The sequence below is a fragment of the Blautia liquoris genome, assembly GCF_015159595.1.
GTDB classification, from domain to species: Bacteria; Bacillota; Clostridia; order Lachnospirales; family Lachnospiraceae; genus Novisyntrophococcus; species Novisyntrophococcus liquoris.
In genome coordinates, this window is sequence record NZ_CP063304.1 from 1192579 (window position 1) to 1218283 (window position 25705).

Sequence of the window (25705 nt, forward strand, 5' to 3'; positions counted from 1 at the left end):
ATAGGACAAATGTATGGAAAGAAAAATCATGTAAAGTTCCGCCATAATAAGATATTATGATACCAGAGTCAAAATATTATGTGATTTAGAGACTTAAGAATCTAAAACTTCGTTTGGGAAGAAAAAGGAGGATTTTATGAGAAAAAGAAAAGCAGCTTTGGTATTGTTATGTTCTGTAACACTGGCAGCTGGTTTATTGGCCGGATGTGGATCGGATACGGGTGGGAAGAAGTCAGCAAAGACGGATAAAAAGACGGATGATTTATCAAAACATGTAGATCTGACACTGGGCGGTATTGGAATGACTGACTCTGATTCGATAGACGGATGGCCTACAGAAGTTGTAGAAAAATTAGAAAAGAAATTCAACGTGACTTTGAAAGAAAAGCAATATGATAACGAAAGCTTGAATCTGGATTTGTCTGGTGGAACAACAACGGATATCGTCATGATCAATGATGATCATATTTCGGGAGTGCTAAAAGGAAAACATGCGGTTAACCTGGAAGAGTATAAAGATACTCTGGCAAAGAACATTTTTTCTGATAATATGGAATTTCGAAATAAGATTATGCAGACCTATAAGAGTGATGGGGATAACAAACAATTTTTTGTTACGCCTCGTGTGACGTTCGGCGATACGACAGCAAATTACGGGACTGTTTTGAATAATGGTTATGTTGTGCGATGGGATCTGTACAAACAGATTGGCTGTCCGGAAATTGACAACGATGACGACTACATAGATGCACTGAAAGCTATGAAAGAAATATATCCAGAAACAGAAGATGGTCTGCCCGTCTATGCAATGAGTGCTTACAATGATTCTCAACTTCATACATACTTTTATAAGGGATGTCTGGCAGAAGGATTTATTAACCTCGAAGGAGGAATTTACGTACAGAATGCACAGACAAATGAGTTGTATCCCGACATATATGATGTTGACAATCCTGAAGTTCTGACTCCTTTCTGGTCAGGTGTGAAGTTTTATAATAATTTGTATAAAGAGGGGCTTTTAGACCCCGACTGCTTTATTACAAAAACTGAAGATTTGAATGAGAAGTATACAAAAGGACAATATCTTGGCGGCAATGTAAACTGGCATTATGGAAAATATAATGATAATCAAAGAGCTTTGGATTCGGAAACATTAAAAGAGTACGTCACACTCCCCGCAAAACTCGGATGGGCTAATGAAAAGAACCTCGCCGGGTGGTTCGGAAAATACTTTTTTGTCTCTTCTCATTCGCCAAATGTAGATCGGGCCGTTATGGTTTTGGATTATCTGCAAAGCGAAGAGTTCTCGAGGGATGTTGATTCTGGTGTAGAGGGACGATGGGAAAAAGGTGAAGACGGGAAGCCTGATTTAACAGAAGATACGATTAGCATGAAAACAGATGGCAGCAGATTAGATGAATGGAAGAAGGCAGGGATCGGAACACTTGGTGACACTTGCGGTGAAGATTATTATAATATTGCCTCCGATGGAGGAAGAATTGATCTCTGGTTTGAGGATGACGTTCTGCCAAAAAGTATGACGTTTGCAGAAAAGGATATGTGTCAGACCTTAGAATTAAATTTGCCCAGTGATACATTAAAAAAGAAAGTTGAAGCAGGAACAAGTATTGATCTCGGCAATTGTCTGAATGCAATTCAGATGGGAATGGAGACAACACCAAAAGACATTGTTCGAATTGACAGCAATTGTGAGGAGATTACGATGAATGCAATTCCTAATCTTGTTCAAGCGAAGACAGATGAAGAATTTGAGTCAGCAAAAGCAGATCTTATGAAAGAATTGGAAGGTGCAGGTGTGAAGGACTCCGTCAAATGGTGGAGCGATGGATGGGAAAGTGCCAAAAAAGGTATCGAAGAATTAAGAAAATAATATCAGGGCTGCAAGAGTAACTGCCCCAGGTTATAAAGTAGGAAGGAGAGCGTTGTAATGCCTAAAACAGCCAGAACAGTGAGAAGACCAAAAAAGCAGTACAAATTGTTGTTGTTGGTTCTTCCTTTTATGCTAATTGTACTCCTGTTTAATTATGTTCCTATATTCGGATGGATATATTCTGTGTATGACTATGTGCCCGGTTTGCCCATATTTGACTGTGATTTTGTCGGATTGGAATACTTCAAGATGATCTTTCGGGATGCAAATGTACTTCGGACATTAAAGAATACGGCTATATTTGCAGCGATCAGCATCATCTTAACACCTTTGCCAATGATATTTGCTATTTTGTTAAATGAAGTAAAAAGTGGTCCGATGAGAAAGTTTGTACAAACGTTTACCACTCTGCCGAACTTCATCAGCTGGGTAATTATCTTTTCACTGGCATTTGCGTTGTTTTCTACAGATGGACTTTTGACTAGTCTTATGGGAAAAGCAGGGCTTATTGGTGCGGGAAAGTCAATATTGAGTTCTAAGAAATCTGTATACTGGTTTCAGACATTTCTTGCACAGTGGAAGACGCTGGGCTGGAATTCGATTATCTATCTGGCAGCGATTGCAGGCATTGATCAGGAGCAGTATGAAGCAGCCCGTGTGGATGGTGCAGGATATTTTCGATGTGCGCTTCATGTCACACTGCCGGCAATGATGGAAACTTATGTGGTGCTGTTTATCCTGAATATTGGGAACTTCCTGAATACGGGTTATGAGCAGTACATGCTTTTCAAGAATTCAGTTACCGCACCTAATATTGAAGTATTGGATTTATATGTTTATCGCATTGGACTGGAAAACATGGACTATTCTTATGGTGTGGCGATTAGTATTGTAAAGTCAGTGGTAAGTATCGCACTCGTTGCCATTGCCAATTTGGCAGCAAAGAGAATACGTGGAAATACAGTGATTTAGGAGGGATTGTATGAAGAAAAATAAAATCAAGACAACTCCATCCAGAAAGGTATTCCAGTTTTTTAACTATATCTTTTTGCTGATGGTTACATTAATCTGTATTTATCCATTTTGGTATATTATTATTTATACATTTAGTGATCCTGGCATTGCAGATGTAAATCCCCCAGTATTGATACCGAGAGGCTTTTCACTGAAAAATTATAAAGATATTTTTGAATTGAAAGGTTTCTTTCACGCTGTTTTTATTTCTGGCTTAAGAACCGTTATCGGAACGGCAGCCTCTGTGGTTGCCTGTTCTTTTTTGGGATATCTTTTTACAAAGGATGAGATGCCGGGAAGAAAGTTTTTATATCGATTTTTAATTATGACGATGTACATTAGCGGAGGGATGATTTCTACATACATTGTTATAAAATCATATGGCTTATTGAATAATTTCTGGGTATATATTCTTCCTATGATGATATCAGCATACAACATTGTTCTGATCAAGACCTTTGTTGAGCAGCTTCCTCCATCACTGGAAGAGTCGGCCCGACTGGATGGAGCGGGATATATTACTGTTTTTACCAAGGTGATCATGCCATTATCAAAACCAATCATTGCGACTGTTGCAGTTTTCGTGGCCGTGGGCCATTGGAATTCATGGTTCGATAATCATATTTATACAAGAGGGAATCCGCAATTGACTACACTGCAGTATCTCTTGTATAATTATCTCAATGAGGCACAAAGACTTGCCGAACAAATTAAAAATACATCAAATTTAAATGGTTTGAGCCAGATGGTGTCATCAATTTCGCCAAAAGGAATACGCATGACGATTACTGTTCTTGCAGCACTTCCAATCTTTATGGTGTACCCTTTTATGCAAAAATACTTTGTGAAAGGTATCATGGTTGGTGCGGTTAAGGGCTAGGTGCCTCAAAAAAATTTTGATGAGAAGGAGTTTCAGAAAATGTATATTTTACCGAAACCGGCTGTAATTGAAGAAAAGGATGGGGCTTTTTTACTGAATTATACGGCATATCTGGTGCTTGACGATGAATGCTCCAGGAGAAATTGGCGGCAGACGCAGATGCTGGCGGAGAAGATAGAGGAATACACAGGGTTTTCGCTCCATCTGACAAAAGGCCAGTCGCGGAAAGGTGATATCCAAATTGGCATGTTGCACGAAGAAAATAATCCGGAGGGATATTATAAGCTGCTGATTGAAAAGGACCGGGTTCAGATTCTCGGGACGGAGGCAACGGTGCTTTATGGCATACAGACTCTGCTCCAGATCATTGAGCAAAGTGGTGCATTACTCCCATGTCTGGAAATCCAAGATTATCCGCAGCTTGCAAATCGTGGATTTTATCATGATGCCACCAGAGGCCGGGTGTCGAAGTTATCATACCTGAAGAAACTGGCTGACCAGATGATGCGTTATAAACTCAACCAGCTGCAGCTTTATATGGAGCATACATATCTGTTTCGTGATTTCAGTGAGGTCTGGAGAGATGATACACCATTGACACCGGAAGAGATTATGGAATTGGACGATTACTGCTATGATCGTGGAATAGAACTTGTTCCGTCCATCTCTACCTGTAGCCACTTGTATAAATTACTGCGCACAAAGCAGTGGCAGGATCTGTGTGAACTCGATAATCCTGATCAGGAGCGCTACACGGGATGGGGGAAACAGACGCATCACACTATAGACATTTCAAATAAAAAGAGTCTGGATCTGATCAAGAATATGATCAGCGAATATCGCCCACTTTTTAGAACAGAAAAGTTCAATATTTGTGCGGATGAGACGTTTGATCTCGGAAAAGGAAAAAGTAAAGAGTATTGCGATCAAATGGGCCTTGGAAAGGCTTATGTGGGATACGTAAAGAAACTTTGCGAACATGTCCTCTCACTTGGCTGCACACCTATGATGTGGGGGGATGTGATTCTGAATTATCCGGAAATGCTCAAGGAGTTCCCGACCGAGACTATTTTTCTAAACTGGGCTTATCACAGCAATGTGACAGATGAGAATACCAGGATATTTGGGGACAAGAACGTAAAATTTTATAATTGTCCTGGAGTCAGCGGATGGTGCAGGCTTTGCAACGATTATGAAGGTGCCTACGAGAATATCCGGCGTATGGCTGAATACGCGAAAGAAAATCATGCGATCGGACTCTTGAATACGGACTGGGGTGATTATTACCATACAGTTCACCCGGAATTTTCACTGATTGGGATGATCTATGGTGCACAGTTTTCATGGTGTGAAAATAAAACCAGAGAAGAATTAAATAAAGAGATATCCAGTCTTGAATTTGGGATTTCTGACAGAAATTTGCCTGAGCTTTTGACGGAGATCAATAAGAATGCGCTTTTTCAGTGGAATGAACTTTGCATATACCAGGAAAATGCATATGATCCATCGAATCTGGCTTTGGCGAAAGATGCAAGAGAGAGGATTTTGAAAAAATCGGTTGAACCCAAACAGTTTAACCATGCACAGGAACGTCTGCTGGAGATTAAGAGACAGCTTTCAAGGATTATGGCAGAGGTAAAGCCTGAGCATAGACAATTACTGGCGGCCTATGAGATTGCAGTGGATGGATGCAGATATCTAAACCAGCTTGGCAATTCTATTCAGATACGAGAAGATTTAAAAAATGAGGAAACAGATAGTGAAATAACTAAGAAGGATCGTGAGAACTTAAAAGTTAAAGATCAAGAACTGGCTACAGAGTTGGAACAGTGGTTCTATTATTATAAAAGGTTGTGGAGAAGTGTCAGCGAAGAATCGGAATTATCCAGAATTCAGGCCATTATGGATGAGTATTGCGATTATTTACGCAGTTGATTCTTCATTCAGATGAACCCGCTGGATCTACGATGAGAGGGAATCTGGCAGTTTTTGATGTGCACAGACTAAGGATGTAAAGGGGGATCTTATATTGTTGAAATATTTACATGAAGCGGCGAATGTGAAGCCGACGAAGAGACAGCTGGGATGGTTTGAGATGGAGATGTATGCATTTATCCATTTTGGACCGAATACATTTACAGACAGAGAATGGGGTGATGGAACGGAGAAGGAATCCGTCTTTAATCCAAAAAATCTGGATTGCAATCAATGGGTCCGGGCAATTAAGCAAGCCGGTATGAAAGGCATGATTTTGACGGCGAAACATCACGATGGATTCTGTCTGTGGCCTTCAAAACACACGGAGCACTCTGTGAAAAACAGTCCTTATCAAGGGGATGTAGTGCAGGAAGCAGCCGAGGCCTGCCGGCGCGGCGGTATTAAATTTGGCTTTTACCTGTCCCCATGGGACAGGAACAGTAAATACTATGGAACACCCGAATATAATGACTATTTTTGCAGCCAGCTCGAAGAGTTGCTGACGGGGTATGGAGATATCTTTTGCGTGTGGTTTGACAATGCCTGTGGAGAAGGGTTAAATGGCAAAAAACAGGTCTATGACTTTCCAAGATATATTAACCTGATCCGGAAATATCAGCCGGAAGCCGTGATTTTCAATGATTTCGGACCAGATGTCCGCTGGTGCGGAAATGAAGTCGGAACGGCACGTCATGCAGAATGGGCAGTTGTTCCGTCCGAACTTTGCTTTCATAGTGAAGTCCAGACAGGACCGGGACCGATGGCAGAAGATGGAGATCTTTCGTATCTCTATAATACAGACCAATATCTCGGTTCCATGCCAAATATCCTATATTCCAGGGGCCTGACATTTACTCCCGCGGAGATTAACATGTCGATACGGCCTGGGTGGTTCTGGCACGAGAATGAGGGACCACATTCTCTGCAGAGACTATTTTCGACGTACCTGACCAGTGCAGGTGCAAATAGCTGTCTGAATCTGAATATTCCGCCCAATCAGGATGGACTGATCGATGAACGGGATGTGGAGCGTCTTCGGGAATTTGGTGATTTGATATATCGGGAATTTGGTCAGGAACTTCTCTGTGATGTAAAAAAGGAAGATGAACCGTTGACACAGCCGGTATATACGATCACACTGGAACATCCGGCCGATGAAATACGATATGTGGTTCTGCGCGAAGAGATTTCACAGGGACAGAGGGTGGAAAACTTCCGTATTCTGGCAGAATCCGCAGGAAAAGGTCAATATCCGCTCTATCAGGGGACCTGTATCGGACATAAGAAAATCTGCCAGCTGCAGGATCCTTTTGCAGGACAAAATCCTCTGCTGGATGACAGTGAAGAAAAGATAACTAAAATTAAGGTGCAGATTACAGCTGCAAGAGATGAAGTATTCATAAGAGACATCAAGGTATACGGATGATACGAGGATTGCACAAGTAAAGATTCAGGCATAATGGAGGAATGGATGATAGAAAAATCTGTAAGGCCGGTAAAACTATCGAATATTAGAATTAATGATGAATTTTGGGGCAGTTATATCAAGCTGGTGCGAGAGCAGGTGATTCCCTATCAGTGGGAAGCTTTAAATGACCGCGTTGAAGGAGCCGATAAAAGTTACTGTATTCAGAACTTTCGGCGCGCAGCGGGTATCGAAGAAGGAGAGTTTAACGGATTTGTATTTCAGGACAGTGATCTTTACAAATGGATCGAGGCGGCAGCGTTTTCTCTGGAAATGCAGCCGGACAGTGAGCTTGAAGAGTGGGCTGACAGTGTCATTGATCTGATGGAAAAGGCACAGCAGCCGGATGGATATCTGGATACCTACTATATATTAAAGGAACCTGATAAGAGATTTACGAATCTGATGAATAATCATGAATTATATTGTATGGGACATATGGTCGAGGCAGCTGTCGCATATCACAATGCAACCGGCAAAGATCAGATGTTGAATATCGCCAGACGTTTTGTAGAGTGCGGCATGACCCATATTGGACCGGAGAGGGGGAAAATCAAAGGGTATCCCGGTCATGAGGTTCTGGAACTGGCACTAATTAAGCTATACGATCTGACAAGAGACACCCGTTATAAAGACTTTGCAAAATATTTGATTGATCAGCGTGGACAAAAACCCTTATATTTCGAAGAAGAAATACAAAAAAATAAAAATGATTTTGGGTGGCAAAACAGTTATAATAAATTTCAATACTATCAGGCAGGGCTTCCGGTACGCGAACAGAAGGTGGCCCAAGGTCATGCTGTTCGTGCTGTTTATCTCTATTCGGGCATGGCGGATGTCGCAGCGGCAAGCGATGATGAAACGCTTTTTGAGGCCTGCCGGACGCTCTGGGACAATATCGTAAACAAGCAGATGTACGTGACAGGCGGAATTGGAGCAACTTCGAATGGTGAGGCATTTACCTTTGATTATGATCTGCCAAATGACACAAATTATGCAGAGAGCTGTGCATCAATCGGGCTTATATTTTTTGCGAGAAGAATGTTTGAAATTTCAAAAGATGCCAGGTATATCAATGTAATGGAACGAGTCCTCTACAATGGTGTGATCAGTGGAATGTCACTGGACGGGAAGAAATTTTTCTATGTCAATCCACTTGAAGTGGATCCAAAAGCATGTGAACAAGATCCCGGAAAGACTCATATTAAACCGGAAAGGCAGAAATGGTTTGGCTGTGCTTGTTGTCCTCCAAATATCGCAAGGCTGCTGTCATCAATTGGAAATTATGCATATGAACAGGACCGCAATCGACTGTATATGAATCTTTTTGTGGGCGGCGAGATACACACGAAATTAAAAAATGCCGATCTTGAGTTTAAAGTGGAGACGAACTATCCCTGGGACGGGAAAATATCAATTACAAACAATAAACCGGCCGATTATGAGCTTGCCATCAGGATACCTGATTGGTGTGAAGCCTTTACACTTACCTCTTCGGGAAAAAGTATCCCATATGAGACGGAAAGAGGATTCGCTGTCATTAAAAAAGAATTTGATTTCGGTGAGACAATAGTTCTTGATCTTGTGATGGAAACGAAGCTGATCGCTGCAAATCCCCGCATACGTGAGGATATCGGAAAAGCAGCAGTGCAGAGAGGGCCACTCGTCTACTGTATTGAGGAGAACGACAATGGTCCTTTGCTTCAGGATATTTATCTTGATCCAAAGGAAAAGATCCATGTCGTATATGAACCTAAGCTCTTGGGCGGGGTGAACGTTCTGACGACAATAGCGAAACGTATTTCAGTTGAAGATTGGGGCGATGAGCTTTACAGGACATATAAAGAATATACCTATAAGGATCAGGAGCTCCGGATGATTCCGTACTATGCATGGGCAAATCGCGGGATTGGAGAGATGATTGTGTGGGTGAAGACATTTATGTCTAGGGGGGATGTTATTTAATGGATGCGGCCAATGGAGAAAATTATCCAGAGGCCGCATTCTTGATTCAAACCACGCGAGTAGGCTATGAGACTATTTGTAATCTGGAGTTATTTCACCGACCCGGTAATTCCTTCAGTGAAACTCTTCTGGAGACAGAAGAATACAATTGCTGTAGGAATAGTACAGATAAATACCCCGAGCATCAGCACTCCATAGTCTGTTTTATATCCTCCCTGCAGGTTGGAGACCAGCATCGGCATTGTGATAGAGGAATCATTTTGCAGGACGACTTTTGGCCACAGATAGTTATTCCATGCGTTCATAAAAGTAATTGTCATTGCAGCGGCGTAGGTTGATCGCATGGTCGGGATAAACATGCGGAAGAAGATTCCGATTTCACTGAGGCCGTCCATGCGGGCTGCCTCTATGATATCGTGTGGAAAAGATCTTGCACTCTGTCTAAACAACATGATTAAGAATGGTGTTGATATTGTTGGCAGCATGAATGCAGCCATTGTATTGACAAGTTTCATCTGTGCAAACATGCGAAACAGTGGGATCATAATTGCTGCAAAAGGAATCATCATAGCCATCAGAAGTATTGTCATCACGACATCCTTTCCTTTGTCATGGAAAATTTCAAAACCATATCCGGCTATGGAACAAACCAGCAAAGCCAAAGCGGTGAGAATTACAGCGTTTCGAAAAGAATTCCACAGAGCTCTTCCGAGGTTTTGATTGGCAATTAGGTTTTGAAAGTTTTTCAGCAGATAAGTTCCTGGGATCAGCCGTCCCGTGACTACATCTGTGCTTTTGTTGGTTGCGCCGCAGAGCATATAATAGAGCGGAAAAACAGAAAACAGGGACACAATCGTAAGAATAGTATATTGAGCGATTTTTTTGCCTTTACTCATCTCTTGTCACCTACTTTCATTTGAATGACTGCCAGAATAGCTACCATAATCAGTATAATGATCGACATTGCAGCAGCGTAACCAAACTTTGGTGTCTGGACAAATGATGTGTTATAAATATAATGCGATAAAGTCATGGTGGATTTTCCGGGGCCGCCCTTTGTCAGATTTATGGACTCATCGAATAGCTGCAATGTTCCATTGGTTGACATGATGGCAGTTAGTAATATAGTAGGTTTTAAGAGCGGTACCGTAATCTTAAAAAATGATTGTATAGGGTTGGCTCCGTCGATTCGGGCTGCTTCATATATAGAATATTCAATATTTTGCAGACCAGATAGATAAAACACCATATTGTAACCCGTCCATCGCCAGATCAGTGCAATAACAATGATGATTCGAGCTGTCCATGCATTGGAAAACCATCCGACAGGAGCTGCACCAATCTTCTTTAAGATAGTGTTGATCAGACCATCGTTTGCAAACATGGCACGAAAGATCATAGAGTATGATACGAGGGATGTTGCACAGGGGAGAAAAATTGCTGTACGGAAGACGCCCTTAAACTTTAAATCTTTGTTGTTAAGCATAGAAGCAAGAGCCAGAGCCAGAATCAGCATGACCGGGACCTGTATAACTAAATAAAAAAAGGTGTTAAAAAGGGTTTGCTTAAAAGTTGGATCTCTCAGAATTCTGGCATAATTTCGGATCCCATTGAACTTTAAGTTAACTCCGATGCCAGATTTCAGTGAAAGAATGAATGCCTGTATCATGGGATAAAAGCTCATCCAGCAGATCAGAAGCGCCGCCGGGAGAAGGAATCCCCATCCGATCAGGTTTTTCTTTTGTTCTAGTGTGAGACTGCGTTTTCTGTCGTTCATATAGTACCTCCTATCCTTCCATGTTGAATTCAGCTGTTTCTTGGGCGGTGTCTATCTCAGTATCAAGATCTGCCCCCTGCTGTGTGACATTAGATAAAGCAACACCAACTGCATCTCTTGCATCATAGTAGAAAGGACCTGGATAATTAGACGGTGTCTGCGTGCCATAATCTACAAGCATAGAGTTGACTTTTTGTCCACTGAAAAAATCAGATTCTTCTGCGTATGCATCTGATTCTCCGGCCGGTGCCCAAGTTGCCACGGCACCTTTTTGGATAATGTCATCGTAAAGTTCCGTGCTGCCGGCAAACGTTTCACTAAAAAAATCAAACGCCAGTTTTTTGTTCTTACAGTTTGATGTGACTGCCCAGGAAGAGCCTCCGTTGTTAGAGTGGTTTGTCGCATTCTCCACATCATCTAATCTGGGCATCGTGGTGAGCTTCCATTTTCCAGCCTGATCTTCCTGATCAATAACAGATGCCATGATCCAACAACCATTAATTGTAGATACAACGGATCCGTTATTCAGGGAACCTATGTATTGGTCATTGTCTGTTACTTCCCGAAGTGTTCCGTCTCTTACCATCTGTGCGTAGATTTCCATACTTTGTTTTAGTGCTTTGTTTCCCTTTATATTTACACTGCCATCTTTTTTAAATAATGACTGTCCGCAAGACTGAAGCATCATCATGATAATATCCGGTGATCCGGCTTGAAGTGTTAACATGGGAAGCCCGGTCTTTTCCTTTACTATTTTTGCTTTTTCCAGATAATCCGACCATGTGATATCTGTGAAATCATCGAGAGTATATCCTGCCTGTTCCAAAAGATCAGTTCTCATGGCATTTATTACGGTTGCATTGTCAAAGGGAATCCCCAGGTGTTTATCATCTATAGTGGAATAGGCTGTTTTTGCCTTGGCAAACTGGGAAAAATCAATGCCTGAATCTGTCAGGTCGGTAAAGATATCAGGATAGTTAGAAGCGTACTTTTGAAACGAATTATCCTGCATTAAGAAGACATCAGGAAGTAGTTCCAGTTCATTCGATGAAACAAAAGTCGTAAGCTTTGTCTCGATGTCTTCTGATTGGATTTCAGAGACATTAACTTTGAACCCTTTGTGATCTCGCTCATAAATTTCAGCGGCCTTTTTCATTGCGTAGATATTAAAGTTCGGGTCCCAGCACCATACGTTTAATGTGTTTTTGTCTTCTGCTGCACCCTCTGTGGCACCTCCGGAACCAGAGCTGTTTCCGCCGCATGCAATTAAAGAAAGAGACAACACGGTAATCAGAGCTGCTGCAATAATTTTATTTTTCATGTGCTTTTCCTCCTGGTATTGCTTTCTATATATTTTGGCCAAAAATATATGCAAAGTTTAAAATGACAATAAATTAACATTAAATTCTTTCCATAAATGAAAAAAATACTTAGTATTAAGCAGAAAATAAAAAAGTATATGACATAGTATATAATGTTATCTGAATAAACGCAAGATAAAAAGACAAATATACTATATTTCGTTTGATGATTTTCTTCTTTAAATATATAAAATCTATAGGCAATCTATTCTTAATTAATTGAGATTAGACAAAAATCTACGATACTAAGGATATACCCTTGACTATCTCTTAAAACGTGTTATACTAAAGATAAAGCAAGATACCCATTGGGGGTATATGACGAATGTAAGGAAAGGAAGTTTAGATGCTATGCAAAAAGAATATTATGACATCACGGGTATGTCTTGTGCGGCCTGCGCTAACAGGATTGAGAAAAGTGTAGCTAAGCTGCCAGGAATGGATGAAGTTTCCGTCAACCTGTTAAAAAACAGTATGATGGTTTCATATGATAAATCTGTAACTGGATCTGAGGCAATTGTTCAGGCTGTTGAAAGTGCAGGATACGGGGCAGCACCTCGAGTAAAAATCGATACGGCTGCAAAACAAAGTACCTCAAAGCCGGCAGCAAATGAAGCACAGAAACAATATAGTAATATGAAGAAAAGACTAATATGGTCTTTGATTTTCACAATTCCGCTGTTCTATATTTCGATGGGACACATGTTCGGATGGCCGCTTCCGTCAGGGCTTTTGGGAATGGAGAATGCGATGACATTTGCATTTACCCAGTTTTTGCTTTTAATTCCGATTGTATTCATCAATTTCAGTTATTATAAGAATGGTTTTAAGACATTGTTCCATGGGGCACCAAATATGGATTCGCTGATTGCTCTTGGATCTGGAGCTGCTTTAGTCTATGGAGTATATGCGATCTTTAAGATTGGATATGGACTTGGTCATATGGATATGAAGATGGTTGACAGCTTCATGATGGATCTTTACTTTGAATCAGCAGGAATGATTCTGACATTGATTACATTAGGGAAAACGATGGAGGCCAGAGCAAAGGGAAAAACATCAGATGCAATCACAAAACTCATGGACCTGGCTCCAAAGACTGCAGTTGTTGAGCGAGACGGCAGAGATATGGAGATACCGGTAGAGCAGGTTCAGTTGGGAGATATCCTGATTGTAAAGGCAGGAGTCTCCGTTCCGGTTGACGGTGTGGTTGTGGAAGGAAATTCTGCTATAGATGAATCGGCATTGACTGGAGAGAGTATTCCGGTAGAAAAAAATGAAGGTGATACAGTAATCGGAGCTACAATCAATAAATCCGGATACCTGAAGATCAAAGCAACAAAGGTCGGAGATGATACGGCACTGGCACAGATCATACAACTTGTGGATGAAGCGACAAGCTCAAAAGCACCAATTGCTAAAATGGCTGATAAAGTCAGTGGAGTGTTCGTACCAATTGTAATCACAATTGCAGTCATCTCAGTGATTGCATGGCTGATTGCCGGATACAGTTTTGAATTTGCATTATCAGTCGGTATCTCAGTTCTTGTGATTTCCTGCCCCTGTGCACTGGGTCTTGCGACACCAACAGCAATCATGGTCGGAACAGGAAGAGGAGCAACACATGGAATCCTGATCAAATCAGCTGAGGCGCTGGAGATGGCACATAAAGTTAATACCGTGGTACTAGATAAAACAGGAACAATCACACAGGGAAAACCGGTTGTGACAGATTTGGTCACAAGTGAGAACGTATCCGAATCGGAACTTTTACAGATGGCTGTATCACTGGAAAAACTCTCGGAACATCCATTGGCAGATGCGATTGTAGAGGATGCTGCAAAGAAGAATATATCTTTGCTTTCTGTAACTGATTTCGATCAGATCGCCGGACAAGGGATCACTGGCAGAATAGACAACAAGATCTGTTATGCCGGAAACAGACGGATGATGGAAGAAAACCATATTCAGGATCAGGGGCTGTTTGAAAAGGCTGACCAGATGGCTGAGGACGGAAAAACACCTTTATTCTTTTCAAAAGATGGAAAACTATTAGGTGTGATCGCAGTGGCCGATGTAGTCAAACCTACCAGCAGACAGGCAATTGAAGAACTCAAATCTATGGGGACAGAAGTTGTTATGCTGACAGGAGACAATAAGAAAACTGCTGAGGCTATCCGACGTCAGGTGGGCGTTGATTGTGTGGTATCGGAAGTATTTCCACAGGATAAAGAGAAAGAGATCCGCCGTCTGCAAGATGAAGGCAAAAAGGTTGCGATGGTTGGCGACGGTGTCAATGATGCACCGGCACTTGCAAGATCTGATGTTGGAATCGCCATCGGTGCGGGCACAGATGTGGCAATTGAATCCGCAGATATTGTCTTGATGAAGAGTGATCTGTTGGATGTTTCTACGGCGGTACAGCTGAGTAAAGCTGTTATCCGAAACATCAAACAGAACCTGTTCTGGGCATTTATCTATAATATCATTGGCATTCCGATTGCTGCAGGAGTATTCTACACAGCATTTGGTCTTAAGATGAATCCGATGCTTGGAGCACTGGCTATGAGTTTCAGCTCAGTATTCGTTGTCTCGAATGCATTGCGGCTTCGCTGGTTCAAGTCAAAACACACAGCGGCTGCAGGTGGACAGACAAGTACGCAGCAGAGTTCCTTTCAGAAGCTTAATACGCCAAAGAGCAGTGACCAGCAAAATACAAACCAGGAATGCGATGTACAACATAACAGGAAAAAAGAAAACGAACAATCAACTAATCAAACAAGTAAAGGAGATTCAGAGATGAAAAAAGTAATTAATATCGAAGGAATGTCATGTAATAACTGTGTAAAACACGTGACAAAGGCATTATCAGGAGTAGACGGGGTGAAAAATGTTTCAGTAAGCCTGGAAGATAAGAAGGCAGATGTTGAGGTATCCGCGGATGTCTCAGACGAAGCACTTAAGAGCGCTGTTGAAGAAGAAGGATATGAAGTTGTAAGTATCCGGTAAATATGCGACAGAATAATCTCTGCTAAAATCTGTTACACTTCTTGGTTGAGAAGGCTTCAGAATCAAAGACCTAACGGTAAAGGGTTCTGGAGTCTTTTCTTGTGAGGAGTTATCTGAATAAATGCAAATGCCTCTTTTAGAGGTATTTGTTTTTTTTGCAAATAACAAGCATGAATTAGAAGTGTTGAGCATAAATCTATTGTAGTACTATAGGTTGGACAACCTTTAAAGTCAGAGGAGAAGGAGTATATTATGAAAAGAAAAGTATTGGCTATGGTTTTGACAGCTGCTATGGCAGTTGGCATGATGACTGGTTGTGGGGAATCTTCTGGAGAAAGTAAAGATACTGGTGATAAATCAGATATATCGAAATCAGCATCTTTAGAATCGTCAAAAAGCAAATCTGATGAAAACGAAGACGAAGACGTAAATGAAGATGGTACGGTTAATAACCCGGAGGCTGTTAAAGTGGATAAAAACAAGCTTGTTTTTTGGTCCCTTTTCAGCGGAGGCGACGGTGGGTTTATGGACAAGATTATTTCCGACTATAATGGGACAAAGCCGACAAAAGAAGTGCAGTCTATTATGTTGGTATGGGGAGATTACTATACAAAACTTCAGACAGCAGTAGCAGCAAAGAAAGGACCAGATATTGGAGTTTCACATGCGTCGAAACTTCCGGAGTTAGTAGATCAAGGTGTTGTGGAACCAATTGACTCTTATCTGAAGGATTTGAATGTTGATTTAAGCTCCATGTATTCCCAGAATTCTCTGGACTCGGTTACTTTTGACGGAGAAATTTATGCAATACCTTTGGATACGCATGCCGAGATCCTTTATTTTAATAAGGATATTCTTGAAAAAGCCGGAATTAGTTTAAATGCTGACGGACAGCTAGATATTAACAGCGAACAGGAATTCAAAGATATATTAGAAAAATGCAAAGCAGTTATGGGAGATGGAGAGTCAACGATTGCCCTGACCAATAATGGCGATGACCCTTACCGTATCTGGTGGGCTTCGTATTTCCAGATGGGCGGGAAGCCTTTAGTTAACGAGGATGGAAGCAAGGTTACTTTGGATAAGGATATTGCTGTAAAAGCGGCAGAATTTGTAAAATCTCTTTATGAGGATGGATATGTCGCGGAGGGAATTGATGATCATCAAAAGTTCTTTCAGAGTGGGAAAGCAGCATTTCTCTTTGGAGGAACCTGGGCGACGGGAGCTCTTGAACAAACAGAGAATCTGAATTTTGCTGCCCAGCCGTGGCCAATGCTTTTTGAGAGTGATGACTGTTGGGCTGATTCACATACCTTGATTCTTCCAGTTAATCAAAATAGATCGAAAGAAGATACAAAGGCGGCAGTTGAATTTATGGTGGGTGCGTCCAAAGACGGTGGCCTTACCTGGGCAGGGTCCGGGCAGATTCCCGCTAACAAGAATGTTCTAGACAGTCAGGAATATAAGGATATGCCTTACAGAAGCAGCTATATGTCAGAACTTGACAAAGCAGTTTTGCCATCCAAAACCCCTCATTTCTATAGTATGAAATCCGGGATGATAGATAGCTTAAATACATTATGGTCCGGGCAGACAGATGCAAAATCAGCGATTGATGCTCTTTATGATCAGCTGAACTCAAGCTTGGAATAAGTACTGTTTATTTCATGGGGGGAGCCTTGTGGCTCCTCTGCTTTCTTTAAGAACAGGAGGGTATAGGATGAGTAAAGCTAGGAAAAGAAAGTCATTATTGACAGCAATGTTTTTCATACTTCCTTTTTTTACTTTATATACAGTATTTACTATCTGGCCGGTGATTCAGGGGTTTTATGTGAGTTTACATAAATGGGGTCTGATGGGGAAAATCAAGTATATAGGTTTCGATAATTATTCAAAATTTGTGGGAGACAAGTTCTTCTGGGCAGCATTGAAACACACAGCATTTTTTGCGCTCATCACAACACCGATGTTAGTCATTACATCTATGGTATTGGCACTCTTGGCAAACCGGGCGACTAAGATGAAGAAGGGTCTTCGAATTATATTCTATCTTCCAAGTGTACTATCTGTATCAGTTGCATCTTTCATTGCAAAGTATACATTTACTCCGTACACTGGGCTTGCGAATGGGATTCTTCATTCCTTGAGAATCTTACCACAATCAAAAGAATATCAGTGGTTTCAGAATCCGCATCTGGTATGGATTACAATTTCCATCATGACGGTGTGGTGGACGATTGGCTTTTCAATGATGCTTTATATTTCAGCACTACAGGATATATCTGCGAATGTCTATGAGGCATCAGCAATCGATGGAGCTACAAAAACACAGCAGCTATTTAAAATTGTACTTCCTTTGTTGAAACCGACAACATGGCTGATTCTGCTCCTTCAGGTTATAGCCTGTTTTAAGGTCTTTGGACAGATTTATATGATTACCGGAGGCGGACCGGCGTCAAGTACAAGACCTTTAATTCAGTATATCTATGAACATGCATTTCAGAAAAATAATATGGGATATGCTGCGTCTATGTCTTATGTTCTGTTTGGTATTCTTTTAGTGCTTTCATTGGCACAGATGATATTGCAAAGAAAGGGGGACAATTGAGATATGAGAAAAAAGACTATTGGTTACTGGATCTTAAATGTTATTTCTGTTCTTTTATCTGTCGTCTTTCTGGCACCGATTGTCTGGGCTTTGTTTGTTTCATTTCAGCATGAAGGAAAACAGATTCAATCTGTCACAGACTGGTTTTTGCCACCTTATACAGTAAAGAATTATCCGGAAATTATACTGAATTCTAATGTTCCTACCTGGCTTTTGAACAGTGTATTCATCGCCGTTATTGTAACTTTTTTGACAGTAGTAATTTCGGCATTGGCTGCCTATGCAATTGCGAAGATTCCATTTAGAGGGAGTCACGGGCTTTTCGTCTATTTTCTGTTAGGACTTATGGTGCCTGGTGAGGCTACTATTGTTCCTTTATTTATCACAGTAAATAACATGAATCTGATCGACACTTATATGGGGATGATATTACCCTCGATTGCAGGTTCCATGAACTTGATTATAATGGTGACTTTTTTTAAAGGGATTCCAAATGAATTATTGGATGCGGCCAAAATTGACGGAGCGGGAGAACTTGCTACGTTCATTAAAATTGTCATTCCGCTTTCCAAAACAATTATTTCTACAGTCAGTATTTTTTCGTTTGTAGGAAGTTGGAATAACTATCTGTGGCCGTTGCTGTGTGCGATGAGCAGTGAACTTTTTACGTTGCCGATTGGCATTCCCACTTTTGCAGGCACCTATACGGTTGATTATGTAAAACCAATGACGGCAAGTATGGTTGCTTCTATACCTGTAATAATAATTTATATCATTTTTGAAAAACAGATTGTTGCGGGAATCACCAGTGGTGCCATTAAAGGATAATTTATTGACGCTTTCAAAAAACAAGCTTATAATGGTTCCTTAGACAACTTTTATGAGGAGACATTATTTTGGAAAATTTGAAAAAGAATTTAAAGCTCGGTGATTATCTGGTGATCGGATCTATGTTATTTGGTCTGTTTTTTGGAGCTGGTAATTTGATATTCCCGGTTCATCTGGGACAGGTGGCAGGGGGGAATGTCACATGGGCGAACCTGGGATTTTTGGTGACAGGTATTGGACTGCCCTTTCTCGGTGTCGTTGCGATCGGCATTTCTCAAAGTGAGGGTGTATTTCAGCTGGCTGAACATGTTGACCGTCGTTATGCGTATATATTTACGATTTTGCTCTATCTCGTAATAGGACCGCTCTATGCAATCCCCAGACTGGCGACAACTTCGTTTGAGATTGGCCTTGCACCTTTTGTATCGGAAGGAAAGTCGGTGCCTGCACTTGCCATATTCAGTTGTGTCTTTTTTTTCGCAGCATGGCTGCTTGCAAGAAAGCCAACAAAACTGTTGGATTACGTTGGAAAGATCATCAATCCACTATTTTTGATATTGCTTGGGATATTATTAATTATGACTTTTGTTCATCCGATGGGACCGACTTTGGGGGCAAAGGTTCAGCCTGATTACAACGGGAATGCCTTTTTTAAGGGTTTCTTGGAGGGATACAATACACTGGACGCTCTGGCATCCCTGGCATTTGGTATTATCATCGTTTCGACCATCCGCGGCCGAGGTGTGGAAAAACCGGGTGAGATCGCGCTTGATACAATTAAATCAGGTATCATTAGTATTATTGCGATGGGAGTCATCTACAGTCTGCTGGCATATATGGGTACGATGAGCCTTGGAATATTGTCTGTCAGTGAAAATGGCGGAATTGCCCTTGCTCAGATTGCAAATAATTATTTTGGCACATATGGAAACATCATTCTGGCTTTTATTGTTATCTTGGCCTGCCTGAAGACTACAATTGGATTAATCTCAGCGTTCTCAGAGACGTTTACGCAGCTTTTTCCCTCGCAAAATTATATTGTTTTTGCGACGGGGGTAAGTCTTTTATCCTGCTTGCTTGCGAATGTTGGACTGACAAAGATTATCAATTTCTCGATTCCGGTTTTGATGTTTATCTATCCCCTTGCGATGACATTAATTTTACTATCCATTATCGGAATGTTATTTAAAAATGATTCACGCGTATATAAAGTGACAAGTTACTTTACGTTGTTTGCTTCGATTATAGACGGTCTTAATGCGAGTCCGGATGTCATTCGTCAGACTGGATTTGCACAGGCACTGATACATTTCGGAGAAAAATATCTGCCCTTTTTCAAGATTGGAATGGGATGGGTTCTTCCGGCACTCATTGGGTTTTCCATCGGACTGATTTGGCACAGGATAAAAATAGATAGGCGGTTGGCTCATTAGAGGTCAAAAAGCAGTGAAACTGAGAGGTATGATTCAGTGTTCGCTGCTTTTTTCTCGACTGTCTCCAAAATTCCACTGTGAATATCCGTGGATACCGTTTGCAATCAGAGCCTGCATCAAAATAAGGATTTCATCTGAATCTGTTTTTTGACCGGTTTCATGCCAATAGCTGATGATTCCGCTCATACTGGAAATGATGAATGTGAGAAGATACTCTAGTTCATCTGAATCTTTTCGGAGATCTAATATATCGGCGAAGGAGCCCTTTATTTTTTGCCTTAGTTTCTGCTGAAACGATGGATCACCTCTCTCACTCAATAATATAAATATCTTATCGTTATTTTCAAAAAAGAAGGGTGATAATTCATGAGCAAATTCTTCAAATTTAATTTTCTCTTTTTTGTGGACTTTTGAAGCCAACCAAGCTGCAATTTCATTTAGAAGATCATTCTCTATTTGATCAAGCAAATCGTATACGTCATTGAAATACTCATAAAATGTTCCTCGATTTAGATGAGCGTTCTTTGTGATGGAAGAGACTGTGATCTTTTCAATTCTTATATTTTTATAAACTTCCCAAAAGGCATCCATGATTTTTTTTCGTGTTTTTTCCCGTAATTCCGGTTGCTTTTTCATTTCGCAGCTCCTTTTGTTCCAACAGTAGATGACAATTTGTTGGTTGATAAATATTTGAAAATCAATATAATAATATCGTACAACAAGTTGTTGAATAATACAAGACAGGAGGGATACAAATGTCGATCATTGATGTGTCAAACCTGACAAAAGACTACGGGCATGGAAGAGGAGTATTCGACGTTGCGATATCCGTAGAAAAAGGAGAATGTTATGGATTTCTTGGACCCAATGGGGCTGGGAAGACAACAACGATTCGTCATCTCATGGGCTTTTCAAAGCCGCAGAAGGGCAGCACTTCTATCATGGGAAGGGACAGCTGGAAAAATTCAGCCATGCTGCAGAAGATGATTGGATATCTTCCAGGTGAAATAGCACTTCCCCAGGGAATCACCGGTACGGGGTTTCTTAATATGATGAAACGAATGCGTGGATTAGGGGATGACTCCTATTTGAAGATGTTATTGGAGAAGTTTGAACTAGACCCGAATATTGGAACAAAACAGATGAGTCTTGGAGTAAAGAGAAAGCTTGCCGTTGTCACTGCTTTTATGCATGATCCTGATATTCTGATTCTGGATGAGCCAACCTCAGGGCTTGACCCAATTATGCAGCAGATTTTTATCGACTATATTGAAGATGAGAAGAAGCGTGGAAAGACGATTTTTCTTTCTTCTCATATTTTTCATGAAGTTGATGCGACCTGTGATAAAATTGCAATTATCAAGGATGGAAGGGTGATTTCCAAGTTTGTAGCGAATGATCTCAAAAATAAGAGTGATAAAGTTTACAGAGTTACATTCAAAACCATAGAGGATTATAGGAAATTTGAGAAGCTTCCCTACCAGTTTGCTTCAAAAAACCCCGATAAACTGCGGCTTAGAGTACATGTTCTCGATGATGATGTTAATCAGCTTATCACTGACATCTCGAATCTGGGTATTGCCGATTTTCATGAATTTCCCACAACGCTGGAGGATTACTTTATGAAATTTTATAAGGAAGACCGTGTATTTGAGGGGGTGAAGTAATGGAAGACACCATTATTCAAGTACGGAATTTGTCAAAGGATTACGGACATGGAAGAGGAATTTTTGATATAAATCTCAATATTGAAAAAGGTAAGGTATATGGTTATGTTGGAACCAATGGATCCGGGAAAACCACAACGATACGAAATATGATGGGATTTATAAAACCTGACCGGGGAAATGTCACAATCCAGGGATTGGATTCATGGAAGGATGCAACAGAAATCAAGAAATCTGTCAGTTATGTTCCTGGTGAAATTGCTTTTCCATCGCTGGCAACTGGTACAGATTTTTTGAAACTGCAGGCAGACTATCTAGGGATACATGATTTAACATATATGAATCATATTATTTCTATGCTGCAGTTGGATCCTACTGCAAACTTAAAGAGAATGTCAAAGGGAATGAAACAGAAAACTGCAATCACCGCTGCACTGATGGGAGATAAGGACCTATTAATACTTGATGAGCCGACAACTGGATTGGATCCGCTGATGAGGGATTCATTCATTGAGTTGATTCGTGAAGAAAAAGAAAAGGGAAGAACAATCTTCATGTCCAGCCACATCTTTGAAGAAATAGAACATATATGTGATCAAGTGGCTATGATCAAAGACGGCAGGATTGTCGATACCATTGATTTATGGAGTTTGAGACATTGGAAGACAAAAATTTTTGACATTCGTTTTAAAGGACTGGATGATTACAAAAAGTTTCTTGCCAAGTTTCACCAAATCAAAGATACAGATGAGGATGAGCTGCTGTGTCAGGTGGAAATGCCGGTATCTGAAATAGAGCAGCTATTTTATGTTTTGAAGAAGTTTTCCGTTGCATCTATCAAAGAAGAACATATTACTTTGGAACAGTATTTTAGAAAAGTTTACGAGAAAGGACGTGGTTGACATGAAGGGAAAAGTGACAAAGTTCTATTCGGGACCGCTGATGAAACAAAATATTAAATCTAATTATATTCTCACAATTGCTATTGTTGCAGTTATGTGTATGATGAGTGTCGTAAGCACATATGCGACAAGTATTATGGAAGAGAGTAATAAAAGAATGGACACGCAGGAAGCGCAGGCCGATTTTTATTCCTATCTTTATATTATGGCTTCCTATAATGAGGCAGCAGGAACAAACCTTTCTTATGATGATTTTGAAAAGGCGGATGATACAGCCTCATATGAAGCTGCATTCGAAATGGCGAATCAGCAGTCAGATAAGATGCATCTTACAACGAAGGGACTTAAAAAGGCTGCCGCAGCACTTAAAAAGACAGATGTTTCCATTGATACCTATGTTCATGAATTTGAGTACACTTATGCATTAGGACAGGTGAAAGGGTGCTTTACAGGGAAGGATCTGGACATGGAGGATCTGGTTTCCACAATGTTTGAGACTATGGGAATTGACCCGGATATGATGGATACTCTTGCGAATATGGACACGACAGCTATGTTTAACCAGATGGATTACACAATTATGGGATTATTGCCTATCTTTATTTTCATTGTAGTCGTTGGGAATTCTCTTGTAGTTGATCAGGTAGACCGTGGATCTATGGCTTATGTTCTTTCAACACCGACAAAACGATCAGCGGTTGCTAATACCCAGGCTATTTTTCTGATTGCAACTCCTTTTCTCATGATTGCAGTGACATGTGCTTCAAGGCTGATTGCTTCGCATATTTTTCTGGATAGTGTGAATACAAAGGTTGTACTTGTCATGTACCTGGGCATGTATATATTGGTTGAAGCGATCTGTGGAATCTGCTTTCTCGGTAGTTGTATCTTCAATCAGAGCCGAAAGGCTATGGGATTTGGCGGTGGAATAACAGTCTGGTTTTTCATTGCTTCTCTGCTAGGACTGTTTGGATCGAAAGATATGGTCAAGATGGGGTTCGGAGCAAAACAGCTGGATTACTTCAATAACATGACATTGGTCGGATTATACGATGTAAAAGCGATTTCAACGGTCGGAAACGGTTCGGTTAATCATGCATTTATCTGGAAACTTGCTGTATTGGCAGCTATCGCAGTAGTATGTTATATGGCAGGAGCCATTAGATTCCAGAAGAAAGATTTGCCACTTTAAGTATCTTCCGTTCGCATGGGAATCTGAAAAGAAATACAGGTTCCCATATTCTTTTTACTCTGTATATGAAGAGCGCTGTCTGGTCCGTAATTTAATATCAGTCTGCGGTTAATATTGGTGAGGCCGATATTCCTGCTTTTTGTGTTCGAAATTCTCTCATATAATTCATGGATTTCAGTTTGAGACAGTCCGATGCCATTGTCAAGTACAGCAAATAAAACTTTATCGTTACGCTTGTGGATTTTGACCTTAAGATAACCGATGGAGTCAATTCCTGAGATTCCGTGGCTGAGACTATTTTCCAGTAAGGGCTGAAGCATGAGACGGAAAACGGGAAGTGTCATCGAGTCTTCTGCAACCTCATAATAGATAATAAACCTGTCACCCAGACGTTCTTTCTGTATCTCCATGTATTTCTTCAGATGATCCAGTTCATCCTTTAAAAGTACTGGGGTTGAAGGATCTTCCAGGGAGTATTTCAATATATCGGATAGATTATGCAGCATACGGTTCAGTTTGCAGGGGCCTCCAGCAAGTTCTAAGGCTTCAAAATCTAATACCTGCAAGGTGTTAAACAAAAAATGAGGATTAATCTGGTGCTGCAGGGAAGCAATTTCCGTCATTTCCTGTTCATGCTGACGTTCACTTAGCTGATGCTTCAACTGTGTGGAATGAAGATAGACAGATATCACATTATTCATAATGACATCATATTCATCGTGAACAGCAGAGGAAGGCATAGGAGGAATTTGCCCTTTTTCTGCCTCATCAAAAGTATGTATAATTGCATTGATCTGCTGAAAATTTCTTTTTGTCACCTGGTAAGCCAAAAATAAACTGATCAGACAGTTTGAAATCACAGCGGCAGTCAGGACGATGAGTGTAGGGAGAAGCTGCCTGCACACATACTGGAACGGCACATAGGATGAGAATGTAATATTGAAAGAAGGCGATGTTACGGTTTGTGAAAGATAAAAAGAGTCCTTATATTTCGTCCATCTGGATCTTTTCTGTCCGGAAATTAATTTGTCCGGCAGAATATCTCCCTGATTACTAGCCAATACATTGCCTTCCAAGTCGGATAAAAACAAGAGACTGCCATCTAGTCCGGCACTGCTAAGGAGTTTTTCAAATTTGCTGCAGTCGATATTTACAACAATAACACCCTTCACATTTGACATTCGCTGAAACATGGTAATATATCGCGTGGGCTTCCTGCTCCGATAAGGTGAAAACTCTCTTTTTTCAATCCATAGATGTTTTCCGCTATTTTCTGACAGATACATATCTTTCCATTCTTTGTCCTTATTTGCAGACAGGCTCGTGATTCCAGCTTCTGATGAGAAGTAATTATCATACCCATCCAAGTATAAATAGACGCAGTCAATATAGGTGTGTGCCTGTGCAATTGCACTTAAAGAGGCCTTTACACTGTTCAGAAAGATTACGTCAGTATACTCAAATTCTTCATTATTCAATAGTTTTTCCATAGAAAGTACCATGCGAGGATTATATGTCAGCAATTCGTACTGGTAGGTGGAGGTAGAAAGTACCATCTCCAGGTTGTCCCTGACAACTGTAAGAGAATCACCAGATGCCTGTATAATGGATTTTGTATTTTGTCTATACAAGAAAATCGTTGAGATGATCGTTAAAATTATAATTGGAATCAGCATGATCAGAAAAAAAGATTTGCATCTTTTGATCAGAAACCTTTTCATCATGATAGTGGCACC

The 25705-nt window shown here is 40.7% G+C and carries 19 protein-coding genes; 14 read left to right on the top strand and 5 right to left on the bottom strand.

The window, feature by feature from the left end:
• The first annotated feature begins 136 nt into the window (after positions 1 to 136).
• From INP51_RS05355 to INP51_RS05380, 6 genes are all read left to right on the top strand, one after another.
• Entirely contained in the window at positions 137 to 1891 is a 1755-nt protein-coding gene (locus tag INP51_RS05355) for a type 2 periplasmic-binding domain-containing protein (RefSeq protein WP_193736695.1), read from the top strand.
• Positions 1892 to 1948: 57 nt separating this feature from the next.
• A complete protein-coding gene (locus INP51_RS05360) occupies positions 1949 to 2863 on the top strand; it encodes an ABC transporter permease subunit (protein ID WP_193736696.1) in 915 nt (304 codons plus the stop codon).
• Positions 2864 to 2873: 10 nt separating this feature from the next.
• Positions 2874 to 3785: a carbohydrate ABC transporter permease gene (locus INP51_RS05365; protein ID WP_193736697.1), complete on the top strand. Its 912-nt coding sequence runs from the start codon at positions 2874 to 2876 to the stop codon at positions 3783 to 3785.
• A gap of 39 nt (positions 3786 to 3824) precedes the next feature.
• Positions 3825 to 5720 (top strand): beta-N-acetylhexosaminidase, encoded by a 1896-nt coding sequence (locus INP51_RS05370; RefSeq protein WP_193736698.1) that lies wholly within the window; start codon positions 3825 to 3827, stop codon positions 5718 to 5720.
• 94 nt (positions 5721 to 5814) lie between these two features.
• The gene (locus INP51_RS05375) at positions 5815 to 7188 is read left to right on the top strand and encodes an alpha-L-fucosidase (protein ID WP_193736699.1); all 1374 of its coding nucleotides are present in this window, start codon (positions 5815 to 5817) and stop codon (positions 7186 to 7188) included.
• 45 nt (positions 7189 to 7233) lie between these two features.
• Complete coding sequence (locus INP51_RS05380; protein ID WP_193736700.1) at positions 7234 to 9192, top strand: glycoside hydrolase family 127 protein; 1959 nt, start codon at positions 7234 to 7236, stop codon at positions 9190 to 9192.
• Between the two features lie 89 nt (positions 9193 to 9281).
• Here the strand turns inward: INP51_RS05380 and INP51_RS05385 are convergent, their stop codons facing one another.
• The 3 genes from INP51_RS05385 to INP51_RS05395 are packed head-to-tail and all read right to left on the bottom strand — an operon-like array spanning position 9282 to position 12290.
• Entirely contained in the window at positions 9282 to 10088 is an 807-nt protein-coding gene (locus tag INP51_RS05385; RefSeq protein ID WP_193736701.1) for a carbohydrate ABC transporter permease, read from the bottom strand.
• Entirely contained in the window at positions 10085 to 10969 is an 885-nt protein-coding gene (locus INP51_RS05390; protein ID WP_193736702.1) for a carbohydrate ABC transporter permease, read from the bottom strand. The genes INP51_RS05385 and INP51_RS05390 overlap by 4 nt, the downstream gene beginning before the upstream one ends.
• Positions 10970 to 10979: 10 nt before the next feature.
• Positions 10980 to 12290: an ABC transporter substrate-binding protein gene (locus INP51_RS05395; RefSeq protein ID WP_193736703.1), complete on the bottom strand. Its 1311-nt coding sequence runs from the start codon at positions 12288 to 12290 to the stop codon at positions 10980 to 10982.
• A gap of 391 nt (positions 12291 to 12681) precedes the next feature.
• Here INP51_RS05395 and INP51_RS05400 point away from each other — a divergent pair, with 391 nt between their 5' ends.
• From INP51_RS05400 to brnQ, 5 genes are all read left to right on the top strand, one after another.
• The gene (locus tag INP51_RS05400) at positions 12682 to 15339 is read left to right on the top strand and encodes a heavy metal translocating P-type ATPase (RefSeq protein WP_193736704.1); all 2658 of its coding nucleotides are present in this window, start codon (positions 12682 to 12684) and stop codon (positions 15337 to 15339) included.
• A gap of 252 nt (positions 15340 to 15591) precedes the next feature.
• On the top strand, positions 15592 to 16992 hold the full coding sequence (locus INP51_RS05405) for an ABC transporter substrate-binding protein (RefSeq protein WP_193736705.1): 1401 nt from the start codon (positions 15592 to 15594) through the stop codon (positions 16990 to 16992).
• Between the two features lie 67 nt (positions 16993 to 17059).
• Positions 17060 to 17947, top strand: a complete 888-nt coding sequence (locus tag INP51_RS05410; RefSeq protein ID WP_193736706.1) for a carbohydrate ABC transporter permease — start codon at positions 17060 to 17062, stop codon at positions 17945 to 17947.
• Positions 17948 to 17950: 3 nt separating this feature from the next.
• Positions 17951 to 18775, top strand: a complete 825-nt coding sequence (locus INP51_RS05415; RefSeq protein ID WP_193736707.1) for a carbohydrate ABC transporter permease — start codon at positions 17951 to 17953, stop codon at positions 18773 to 18775.
• A 68-nt stretch (positions 18776 to 18843) separates the two neighbouring features.
• The gene (gene brnQ, locus INP51_RS05420) at positions 18844 to 20208 is read left to right on the top strand and encodes a branched-chain amino acid transport system II carrier protein (protein WP_230406884.1); all 1365 of its coding nucleotides are present in this window, start codon (positions 18844 to 18846) and stop codon (positions 20206 to 20208) included.
• Positions 20209 to 20241: 33 nt separating this feature from the next.
• Here brnQ and INP51_RS05425 read toward each other — a convergent pair whose 3' ends face one another.
• Positions 20242 to 20844, bottom strand: coding sequence for a TetR/AcrR family transcriptional regulator (locus INP51_RS05425; RefSeq protein ID WP_193736708.1), 603 nt, complete (start codon positions 20842 to 20844; stop codon positions 20242 to 20244).
• A gap of 119 nt (positions 20845 to 20963) precedes the next feature.
• Between INP51_RS05425 and INP51_RS05430 the strand changes: the two genes are divergently transcribed.
• Genes INP51_RS05430 through INP51_RS05440 form a run of 3 tightly spaced genes read left to right on the top strand, consistent with a single transcriptional unit; the run spans position 20964 to position 23969 of the window.
• Positions 20964 to 21875, top strand: coding sequence for an ABC transporter ATP-binding protein (locus tag INP51_RS05430; protein ID WP_193736709.1), 912 nt, complete (start codon positions 20964 to 20966; stop codon positions 21873 to 21875).
• The gene (locus INP51_RS05435; RefSeq protein WP_193736710.1) at positions 21875 to 22777 is read left to right on the top strand and encodes an ABC transporter ATP-binding protein; all 903 of its coding nucleotides are present in this window, start codon (positions 21875 to 21877) and stop codon (positions 22775 to 22777) included. Before INP51_RS05430 ends, INP51_RS05435 begins: the two co-directional genes overlap by 1 nt.
• A gap of 1 nt (position 22778) precedes the next feature.
• Positions 22779 to 23969, top strand: a complete 1191-nt coding sequence (locus INP51_RS05440; protein WP_207736899.1) for an ABC transporter permease — start codon at positions 22779 to 22781, stop codon at positions 23967 to 23969.
• On the opposite strand, the gene INP51_RS05445 is transcribed toward INP51_RS05440, so the two are convergent.
• Complete coding sequence (locus INP51_RS05445) at positions 23966 to 25693, bottom strand: sensor histidine kinase (protein ID WP_193736711.1); 1728 nt, start codon at positions 25691 to 25693, stop codon at positions 23966 to 23968. The two genes, INP51_RS05440 and INP51_RS05445, sit on opposite strands and share 4 nt — an antisense overlap.
• Positions 25694 to 25705: the final 12 nt, after the last annotated feature.

Excerpts from the sequence above, each read along its gene's own strand:
- INP51_RS05430 (WP_193736709.1), top strand. The coding sequence starts at position 20,964 with ATGTCGATCATTGATGTGTCAAACCTGACAAAAGACTACGGGCATGGA.
- INP51_RS05365 (WP_193736697.1), top strand. The coding sequence starts at position 2,874 with ATGAAGAAAAATAAAATCAAGACAACTCCATCCAGAAAGGTATTCCAG.
- INP51_RS05445 (WP_193736711.1), bottom strand. The coding sequence starts at position 25,693 with ATGATGAAAAGGTTTCTGATCAAAAGATGCAAATCTTTTTTTCTGATC.
- INP51_RS05425 (WP_193736708.1), bottom strand. The coding sequence starts at position 20,844 with ATGAAAAAGCAACCGGAATTACGGGAAAAAACACGAAAAAAAATCATG.
- INP51_RS05400 (WP_193736704.1), top strand. The coding sequence starts at position 12,682 with ATGCAAAAAGAATATTATGACATCACGGGTATGTCTTGTGCGGCCTGC.
- INP51_RS05390 (WP_193736702.1), bottom strand. The coding sequence starts at position 10,969 with ATGAACGACAGAAAACGCAGTCTCACACTAGAACAAAAGAAAAACCTG.
- INP51_RS05360 (WP_193736696.1), top strand. The coding sequence starts at position 1,949 with ATGCCTAAAACAGCCAGAACAGTGAGAAGACCAAAAAAGCAGTACAAA.
- INP51_RS05405 (WP_193736705.1), top strand. The coding sequence starts at position 15,592 with ATGAAAAGAAAAGTATTGGCTATGGTTTTGACAGCTGCTATGGCAGTT.
- INP51_RS05395 (WP_193736703.1), bottom strand. The coding sequence starts at position 12,290 with ATGAAAAATAAAATTATTGCAGCAGCTCTGATTACCGTGTTGTCTCTT.
- INP51_RS05385 (WP_193736701.1), bottom strand. The coding sequence starts at position 10,088 with ATGAGTAAAGGCAAAAAAATCGCTCAATATACTATTCTTACGATTGTG.
- INP51_RS05370 (WP_193736698.1), top strand. The coding sequence starts at position 3,825 with ATGTATATTTTACCGAAACCGGCTGTAATTGAAGAAAAGGATGGGGCT.
- INP51_RS05435 (WP_193736710.1), top strand. The coding sequence starts at position 21,875 with ATGGAAGACACCATTATTCAAGTACGGAATTTGTCAAAGGATTACGGA.
- INP51_RS05380 (WP_193736700.1), top strand. The coding sequence starts at position 7,234 with ATGATAGAAAAATCTGTAAGGCCGGTAAAACTATCGAATATTAGAATT.
- INP51_RS05440 (WP_207736899.1), top strand. The coding sequence starts at position 22,779 with ATGAAGGGAAAAGTGACAAAGTTCTATTCGGGACCGCTGATGAAACAA.
- INP51_RS05415 (WP_193736707.1), top strand. The coding sequence starts at position 17,951 with ATGAGAAAAAAGACTATTGGTTACTGGATCTTAAATGTTATTTCTGTT.
- INP51_RS05355 (WP_193736695.1), top strand. The coding sequence starts at position 137 with ATGAGAAAAAGAAAAGCAGCTTTGGTATTGTTATGTTCTGTAACACTG.
- INP51_RS05410 (WP_193736706.1), top strand. The coding sequence starts at position 17,060 with ATGAGTAAAGCTAGGAAAAGAAAGTCATTATTGACAGCAATGTTTTTC.